The organism is Vibrio sp. R-1, assembly GCF_035615595.1.
Taxonomy (GTDB): Bacteria; Pseudomonadota; Gammaproteobacteria; order Enterobacterales; family Vibrionaceae; genus Vibrio; species Vibrio cholerae.
This window is the reverse complement of the sequence record NZ_WPDC01000115.1, coordinates 1-8,729: the sequence shown is the minus strand read 5'-3', so window position 1 is coordinate 8,729 and position 8,729 is coordinate 1. Positions and strand designations below refer to the sequence as shown.

Here is an 8,729-nt window from a genome sequence, read left to right as displayed (position 1 = left end):
CAACTTTAAGTAGGAAGGGTATAACTTGTTTAAAGCTTAACATTTTGCCTGCCACCACAGCTTGCGCTGCTCAGCATTTTGAAAACTCCAAGCGACAAAGCGACTTATCTTTTGCCCTTGTGCCATCTCTACAACTTGTATCGACTGAGCCCCGAGTTTTTCCAGCTGTTTTTTCATGCCACGAACGTTATCACCTTTAGAAATCAGCGTGGTAAACCAGAGTACTTGCTCGGCAAACTGCTGGCTTTCTACCGCCATTTTACCAATGAAAGCCGCTTCTCCTCCTGGGCACCATAACTCGGCTTTCTGACCACCAAAATTTAGCCTTGGGTGGCTTGAGGTTGGCGTTGCTAAGCGGCCTTTCTTGCGCTGATTTGCCTGTAAGTTGGTCAACTTACGCTGGGTTCCTTGCTGAGCGTCCGCTAAGGATGCATGAAAAGGCGGGTTGCAAGTCGTCAGCGTATAACGCTCATTCGCCCCAATAATGCCGTTAAAAATATGTTGGCTGTTCTTTTGCAGGCGGCATTCGATATGGCCTTGCAACGTTGAGTTGCTTTGAACAATCAAATTCGCTTGTTGAATTGAGACAGGATCAACATCACTGCCAACCCATGACCAGCCATATTCCGTTACACCGACAATCGGATAGATACAATTCGCGCCCACGCCAATATCCAGTGCTGTGACTTGAGAAAGGTTTAATTTTGGATTGTCCTTAAGCAAAAGATCGGCCACGCGATGAATGTAATCCGCACGACCCGGAATGGGCGGGCATAAAAAGCCCTCAGGGATATCCCAATAGGTGACACCGTAATGCAGAGCCAAAAGCGCTTTATTGAGTAACTTGACCGCGATCGGATCGGCAAAATTAATCGTCCATTGCCCTTTAGGATTTTTCATCACATGGGATTGCAACTCTGGCACAACCTTAATCAGTGCCGGAAAATCATACTGCCCGCGATGACGATTGCGTGGATGTAACCCAGATTTAACGGCAGCGACTTCCTCACCATGTACTTTGTGGGTTGTCGGCTGCTTAGTTTGCTGCTTTTTCACAACTGGCTTATTGGCTTTCGGTTTTCGATTTGTTTTTTGCCCATGTTTTGGCTTAAGTGGAGTGTTCATGCTTTGCCTGCCTTAAGCTCTAGCACCATCATGTATAACCGTGCGTCTAACTCGAGCTGGTGATAGTTCGGTTCCATATGGCAACAGAGCTGATAAAACGCTTTGTTGTGTTCTTTCTCTTTTAAATGCGCCAATTCATGCACCACTAACATGCGCAGTAGCGGCTCAGGTGCTTGTTTAAACACATTGGCAATACGGATTTCATTTTTTGCTTTCAGTTTATTGCCATGCACCCGAGAAACGTAGCTGTGTAACCCCAGCGCATTATTAATGAGATGAATTTTTCCGTCATACACCACTTTACTGAGCGGAGCCGTTTTCTTCATATATTGGTTTTTTAAAGCCATGGTGAAGTCAAACAGTGCTTTTTCACTCTGGACATCGTGTCGCTCAGGATAACGCTGCTCAAACCAAGGTATCAGCTTGTCGTTTGCGATCAGTTGAGCAACTTGTTCAACAATGTGTTGGGGATATCCCTGAATGTACTTCAGTGCAGGGTGCATACTCATTTCGCGTGCTCAGTTTGGGTTACAAAAAAGGTCGGCAAGTTTACTCAATTTCCACTCAAGAATCACCTACACCAATAAGTATGAGCGCTTCAAGTAGGAAGGGGATATTTGCATCTCCAGCCGACTCTCGTTACACTTTGCGCCCTTTTGATACATGAGAGATTCCAATGAAACGCGTGGTTTTGTACATAAAAGATAAATGCCCACATTGCAAAGACGCCCAGCGTTATCTGGACTCAAAAGGCATTAAGTACCGCTTATGCAACGCAAAAATGGAACGCGGCCGCAAAGAGCTTGATGCTCTCGGCGCTCGCAGTGTACCAGTACTAAAAATTGGTGATCGTTTGATGATTGGCTGGAACCACACCAATTTTGAACGTATTTACAGCAGTAAAGATTAATAGCAGCAAAGATGAATGCTCTTCTTGGCGCTAAACGTACTTTTTCACAAACTCGATAAAAGTACGATCGGCATTGGACAGATAACCTTCTTTACGCCAAGCCAATGCAAGATCAAGCCACACCGGCGGTTCAAACGGAATCGCCTTCACTTCCGGTTCATTGCTGGTCACCAACTCCAACAGCGCGGTAATCGCATACTCATGTTTCACTATGCTTAGAATCATAGGTAACAAATTGGTTTCAAAAGAAAAATCTGCCGTAAATTTATGCTCTCGGCACACTTTATCGATAAAGTCTCGGTGAAAATAACCGGGTTTAAACATCACCAGTTCATGCTCAAAAAACTCGGCAAAAGTAAGATAACGACGTTCAGCTAACTCATGATTTTTGCCAACCACAGCAACCATTTGCGAAGAGAGCAGCGGATCCGCTTCCAAATCGTCCGGCAGATCGTGATTCAAAATTACCCCAATATCCAACTCACCTGACAGCAGCATTTTACGGATCGATTGAGTACCCGCTTCAATCACCGTCATTTTCAGATTAGGAAAGTGGCTTTTAAACGCCATAATGATTTGCGGGAAAAAGTAAGAGCCCATCATGCTTGGCGCGCCAAGGCGTACCTCGCCTTTCACAACGCCTTTGAGCTCATCAACCGCCAATTGGGCATCATTGACTTGTTGCAAAATGCGCTTGGCATGTTCAAGCAACACTTCGCCTTCATGAGTCAACGCGACTTTTCTTTCATCTCTTTTGAATAAGGTAACACCGAGCTGCTGCTCAAATTTCTTAATCGAAATGCTCAGTGCAGGCTGCGCAATATGCAGTTGCTGCGCGGCTAAGGTAAAACTTTCCCATTCTGCCACGGTCACAAAGTGACGCAGTTGTCGAACTTCCATCATATATCCTGTATATCGCAACCATATTTTTAATATATTTCATTAATCGAGATGCCACTGCTATCGTGATCACATCACCGCCTTTTTGCATCTTGGATCCGCTGTATGATTGAACTGCATTCTCCCCAATATTTAAAAGTGACCTTTGCCCTCGCCTTCGGCTCATTTTTAGTTTTCTGCAATCTTTATCTTTTCCAACCCATGCTGCCTTATTTGGCGAATCACTTTGCGGTTTCGGAAACCCAAATTAACTGGTTGTTTGCAGCGTCAACCTTAGCCTTATCACTTTGTCTCGTGCCTTGGGCGGTCACTTCGGAAGCCGTTGGGCGACGATTAGTGATGCTGACCGGCTTATTTGCTATGCCTGTGATTGGTTTAGCCATGCTTTACGCGGAGCAATTTTGGTTTTTGGTACTTACCCGAGCTTTAATGGGGGTGGCTTTAGCGGCTTTTGCTTCGGTTGCGGTGGCGTACATGGTGGAAGAGCTTTCTCCGCAAGCGTTTGGTAAGGCGATTGGTGGCTATATCGCGGCAAACTCATTGGGCGGTATTACTGGCCGCATTGCAGGAGGGTTACTCACTGATGCCCTTGGTTGGCAACATGCGGTCGTTGCAATGGCCATTTTTACTCTGCTCGGCGCACTTTTGGTCGCGTATTTGCTGCCCATTCAACAGCATTTTAAACCGCAGCGTGGGCTGTTTTTCCATCACAATCGTGCGTTGGTCAAACATCTGCAAAACCGTACACTCTGGCTCGCTATGTTGATTGGCGGGGTTAACTTCGCACTGTTTGTTAACCTCTATTCCGTCATGGGATTTCGTTTAGTCGCCGAACCCTACTCACTGCCCATTGGCATCGCTTCACTGATTTTCGTCTGTTATTTGGCTGGCACACTGAGCTCAAAGCTCACCGCCAACTGGAACCGGCGTTTCTCAGCGATTCCCGGTATGATGCTTGGCGCACTCATCAGTATGGCGGGCATGTTGATTGCGTTGATTGAAGCGATACCCGCCATGCTGGCCGGTTTGATTTTGATTAGCTTCGGCGCCTTTTTCACCCACACTTTGGCTTACGCTTGGGTCAGCCAAAAAGCCACACAAGCCAAAGCCACCGCGACTGCACTTTACTTGGTTCACTACTACATCGGCGGTAGTTTAGGTGGTTTTTACCTGCTGTACTGTTGGCAACACGGTGGTTGGGAAATAGTCACCCTCGGCGGGTTGGGGCTTTACTTCATCTTGTTTATCCTTGGTTGGCGCCTAAGCCGACAAAATAAACAAACGCCACAGGGCAGTCAGGCTTTGGTCAGCCCTTCGGCCTAAGTTGTGCTATGCTCAGCGCCACATGATACAAGTAAAACGAAGAATCTGAGCTCAACATGTCAACGGAAACCATCATTCAAGAAGTCGATCACTGGCTTAATCAGGTCGTGATCGGCTTAAACTTATGCCCATTTGCCGCAAAACCTCAGCGTAATCAGCAAATTAAAATCTATGTCAGTGAAGCCCGTGATGAAGAAGCACTGCTACAAGATATTTACGATCAGTTGCTTGAACTTGATACGAAAGAGCCGCAAGAGCTTGAAACCACTCTCGTTGTTGTCCCAAACCTGCTGCACGATTTTGTTGATTACAATTTTTACATCGACTGGGTGGAAGCGTTAATTCGCCAACAAGACTGGGAAGGTGTGTTTCAAGTCGCGACGTTCCATCCTGATTACTGCTTTGCAGGAACAGATCCAGAGGATGATGAGAACCTCACCAACCGCTCACCCTACCCGATCTTTCACCTGATCCGCGAAGAGAGCATGGAAAAAGTGCTGAAACACTACCCAAATCCAGAAGCTATCCCAGAGACCAATATCGCAAGAGTCAGCAGCCTTTCTGCACAAGAAAGAAAACAGCTTTTCCCTTATCTGTTTCGCTAAACACATCAGCATATTGATAGCTAATCGTGCCAACTAACACTAAATAGACTTCATACTCTCCAGAGACAAAAATCCCGCCAGTCGGCGGGATTTTTATTTAAGGGCTACTAATCTTTTATCTGGATTATGTTTTCCAAATTGGAGAGTAAATCACCCGCGGTTACTCCATCAAGCTGGATTGTAACGTGCTCTGTAGGTCCCTTATTAATAACGATTTCCGAGTTTTGTCCTTTATCAGTAATCTCAATAACATGGCTATTAAGCAGTTGATCTAACGTTCTGGTTTCATCAGAGAATAAATCGCTTAAATCGATCTTGTCTTGGCCAATAGTAAAGTCGGTAATCCTATCTTTACTATTATCTAAATCACCATCAACCCATTTGAAGAGATCTTCACCTGAGCCACCAGTTAGAATGTCGTTACCCAATCCCCCGATAAGGATATCGTTGCCTGCGCCACCATCAAGAGTATCGTTTCCTGTACCCCCACGCAGACCATCGTTACCCTCACCACCATAAAGCTGGTCATTACCTGAGCCACCAAACATCAGATCAACACCACCTTGCCCGTAAATTCGGTCGTCACCACCACCGCCGTGAGCAATATCAATATGAGCCGTGCTAAACGCGGCCGTATTCGGCGCACTATCTTCACCTTGGTTAGGATGCAATAAAATAGTGCTATCCGGCCCATTCATAAAGAGTTCAAGTTTAACTTGAGCATTCGCGATACTTGATGGTGAATTAGCATTATTATCAAGGACAGCTTGGCTTTCACCCAAGAAAATAATGTCATCTCCTTTGCCCAAGTACACATTGTCACCGCCAGCCCCAACATCTACCACTAAACCTTTTTCAGTATGTTCATAATAAGAAACCGTCGGAGCACCTGAACCAGAAGTAGACCATTGTACTCTTTGGTTAGTTTGAGTTGAGTCATACATCTGAACCGAATCAATGACATCACCTACAGAGTTCACATCAGTTCCAACAACAAACGTCATCGTATTAGAACTCACATCCCCATCGTTATCTTTGAGGGTATAGTCAAACTCCAATTTAATTGATGGTGAGACTACAGCGCCATAGAACTTATAACTACCATCGTCCAAATCAATAACTAATGAATGCTTATTATCAATATAAATTGATAATGTCTTAGTCAAAGCATCAAAGCCATAAGTGAGCGAAGTTGACTGGCCTGATACGCTAACAGTTTGACCATTAAACAAGTACTTAACACCATTGATACTAATTTCACTAATCACTCCACCATCTGCACCAATACCATAACCATCACCAGAATTGAGTAAGTTACCGCCAATCGGTTGAATGACAGACTGCAATAAAATTGGTGGAAGCTTTGTCACATCAGGCACGACTACTGCATTGGTATCAAGATTCAAATGCCCATCGTAAGCCACCTTGTCCAGCTCACCTTGTGGAACACTATTACCCATACCATAAGCGAGCGAAGTAACCTTATTCGTTTGGAGATGGCTTATCCAGCTCGATAGTTCGTTTGTTTCGATAGTATTCTGATTTTGTACCCACTGAGAGTTTTTCAATTCCCAGTCATAACCTTCTGGAACCCCGTCTGAAAGGAAATAACTAACATTAGTTGCTCCACTGAGTGGTTGACCATTAATGGTACCTGACCATGACTCTTGAGCTAATTTAATCGCATCGTCGTAATCCGTACCACCATTCGCACTTAACGCGTTGATATAGTTTTTGGCCTCAGCAACCGTCATCCATAACAAGCCTGAAGCTGTTTTTATGGAAGCGTCACTCGAAAACAATATCAACTGAACTTTGGTTTGTCCTAAAGCTTGATACTGCTCAATAAGCTGTATCGCTGATTCTTTCATCACCTGAAGACGAGTCTTACCATTACCTGCATCTCGTCCCATAGACCCAGAAACATCTAGCATTAACTGAACATTAGCACCCTGTTTAGTTTCAGATTCGGTCATGTGGAAAATGTCTTTTGCAATCGGCGCATCATCTTCAATAATAAGAGTGACTTTTCCTGTTCCTATTGCTCCCGCAGCGTTTTTCGCCTCAAGTGGGATATTGATAGCCAAGCTATCCTCACCCGACTTATTGGCATGATCAATTGGAGAGTGGAGGGTACTGTGCACTTTACCTTGGTTATCTAAAGTAAATTCAACAACTTTATTACCTCCCGCAGACCCAGTGAGAGTTTGTTTATCCGCGGATAATACCCAACTGATTGCTGCTCCATTCGACGTATAGTTACCAGTGGGTATTCCCATCGATAAATGAGCAACGTTAGACAAATTCAGTTGACCATCTGCACTAGTATTGTTTGTCGTATCTTGGGAATTTGATATTGACGAACCATCAGCAATTCCACCTTGCAAGCCCTCTTCTGAAACATTAAGTGTAAGCTCACCGATCACAGGCGGAGACATCGGCTTAACAGCAAAACCAAGTTGAGCACTATCGCCATCGGCGTCTGTCACTTGTACTTTGAAGTCAATATCTGCATCACCTATTGGCGATTTCATATTTTGATACTGATAAAACTCCCATTTACCTGTTGCCGGAGTGAACTCAAGTTTAAACACCAAGTTATTATTGGCATCTTTACCCACTATAGTGTTCGCGCTTTCTGCAACAACATTAACGGGTGATCCGTTGGCTGTCTCTAAAGTCGTTGACTCATTTAATCCAATAAGTTTCAGTGTTCCAGGACCATCAGCCCCCCACTGAGGGATAACGGTACCAGAGCCGTAAGCAATTACCGCGGGTGAGTCGGAGCCGATAAACTCAATACTTTTAACAGTAAAGTCACTGTTATCCTTATGAGTAAAGGGCTTACCATTATCTGTAGCTTTGATTACCATCGTATCAAAGCCACCTTGTTGTACTGAGAAATTCTTAGCGTAATTACCGCTGGTTTCTTCAGAAGTAAACACTTGAGTCGCTACAAGCTTACCATCACGCCAGAATTCAACGACTCCACTCTCACGTTCCCCACCGAACATTTTGCTAAATTCAATCTTAGCGCCATAAGCAACGGTATTGGGATCGAGTTTAACTATGATCTCTTCAGAAGCGGTTGTTCCATCAGCAAACTTACGGAAATCAACTTCATTTTCAAGATTATGATAAGGCGAGCTATTGCTACTTACACCTAGCCCCTCAGAACCACCATTGACATATGCATCAACCAGTTTAGAAGAGTTCGCAGATTCAAAACCTTTTGCGGTGATCGTAAACTTACCACCATCAATAGAAGATTTGTTACCGCTGTAATTGGTTAAATTGAATTTACCTACCAAAACATCTGGGATATCCGCAACTGTTAAAGATACAGGCTCCATCTCAACGGCAATTGGTGCATCGTCTTCGACAGTGATACCCAGCTTGCCAGTCGTGGTCACAACGCCGTCAGAGACCTTGACATCCAATTCGAACGAGAGACTATCTTCCTCATCTGCAAGCGGGTGATCGAGTGGTCCCTTGAGGGTCAGGTCATACTGCCAATCCCCCTTGCCACTCGCATCCGGAGCAGTAAGCTTGATCTCGACCACCGCCTTGTAACCATCACCGCCAGGGGTCCCGGTATAACCAACCAGCGTCTGGCTGCTGGCATCCCAACTCCACTCGACCTTAACACCACCAGAATAAACTGGTTGAACGTCATCACCAGTTGGCCATCCCAGTGAAACGGTCAGCTGGTCGCTGTCGACGTCACCAACAGAGATCTTGCCACTGGCAGCAACCTCATTGGTGGTATCACTGCTACCTGTCGTATCGGCAATGCCGTTAGCCAGACCTTCTTCGGAAACCACGGCACTCTTGTCGATACTCAAACTTGGCGCATCGTTGGTGCC

At 45.2% G+C, this 8,729-nt stretch carries 7 protein-coding genes; 3 read left to right on the top strand and 4 right to left on the bottom strand.

Annotation, left to right across the window (positions count from 1 at the left end; translation table 11 throughout):
- Window positions 1–36 precede the first annotated feature (36 nt).
- On the bottom strand, window positions 37–1,125 hold the full coding sequence (gene rlmF / locus GOU96_RS16070) for a 23S rRNA (adenine(1618)-N(6))-methyltransferase RlmF (RefSeq protein ID WP_267780388.1): 1,089 nt from the start codon (window positions 1,123–1,125) through the stop codon (window positions 37–39).
- On the bottom strand, window positions 1,122–1,628 hold the full coding sequence (locus tag GOU96_RS16065; RefSeq protein WP_001915344.1) for a M48 family metallopeptidase: 507 nt from the start codon (window positions 1,626–1,628) through the stop codon (window positions 1,122–1,124). Before GOU96_RS16065 ends, rlmF begins: the two co-directional genes overlap by 4 nt.
- A 173-nt stretch (window positions 1,629–1,801) precedes the next feature.
- On the opposite strand from GOU96_RS16065, the gene GOU96_RS16060 reads away from it, so the two are divergent.
- The gene (locus GOU96_RS16060) at window positions 1,802–2,035 is read left to right on the top strand and encodes a glutaredoxin family protein (RefSeq protein WP_000832721.1); all 234 of its coding nucleotides are present in this window, start codon (window positions 1,802–1,804) and stop codon (window positions 2,033–2,035) included.
- Window positions 2,036–2,065: 30 nt separating this feature from the next.
- Here GOU96_RS16060 and GOU96_RS16055 read toward each other — a convergent pair whose 3' ends face one another.
- On the bottom strand, window positions 2,066–2,935 hold the full coding sequence (locus GOU96_RS16055) for a LysR family transcriptional regulator (protein ID WP_001961372.1): 870 nt from the start codon (window positions 2,933–2,935) through the stop codon (window positions 2,066–2,068).
- Between the two features lie 105 nt (window positions 2,936–3,040).
- Here GOU96_RS16055 and GOU96_RS16050 point away from each other — a divergent pair, with 105 nt between their 5' ends.
- Window positions 3,041–4,258, top strand: coding sequence for an MFS transporter (locus GOU96_RS16050; RefSeq protein WP_069216643.1), 1,218 nt, complete (start codon window positions 3,041–3,043; stop codon window positions 4,256–4,258).
- Window positions 4,259–4,314: 56 nt separating this feature from the next.
- Window positions 4,315–4,863 carry a DUF1415 domain-containing protein gene (locus GOU96_RS16045; protein ID WP_000102802.1) on the top strand — a complete coding sequence of 183 codons (549 nt, stop codon included), beginning with the start codon at window positions 4,315–4,317 and terminating at the stop codon, window positions 4,861–4,863.
- Window positions 4,864–4,970: 107 nt separating this feature from the next.
- Here the strand turns inward: GOU96_RS16045 and GOU96_RS16040 are convergent.
- On the bottom strand, window positions 4,971–8,729 hold a 3,759-nt coding region (locus GOU96_RS16040), incomplete at its 5' end, for a VWA domain-containing protein (RefSeq protein WP_324702016.1).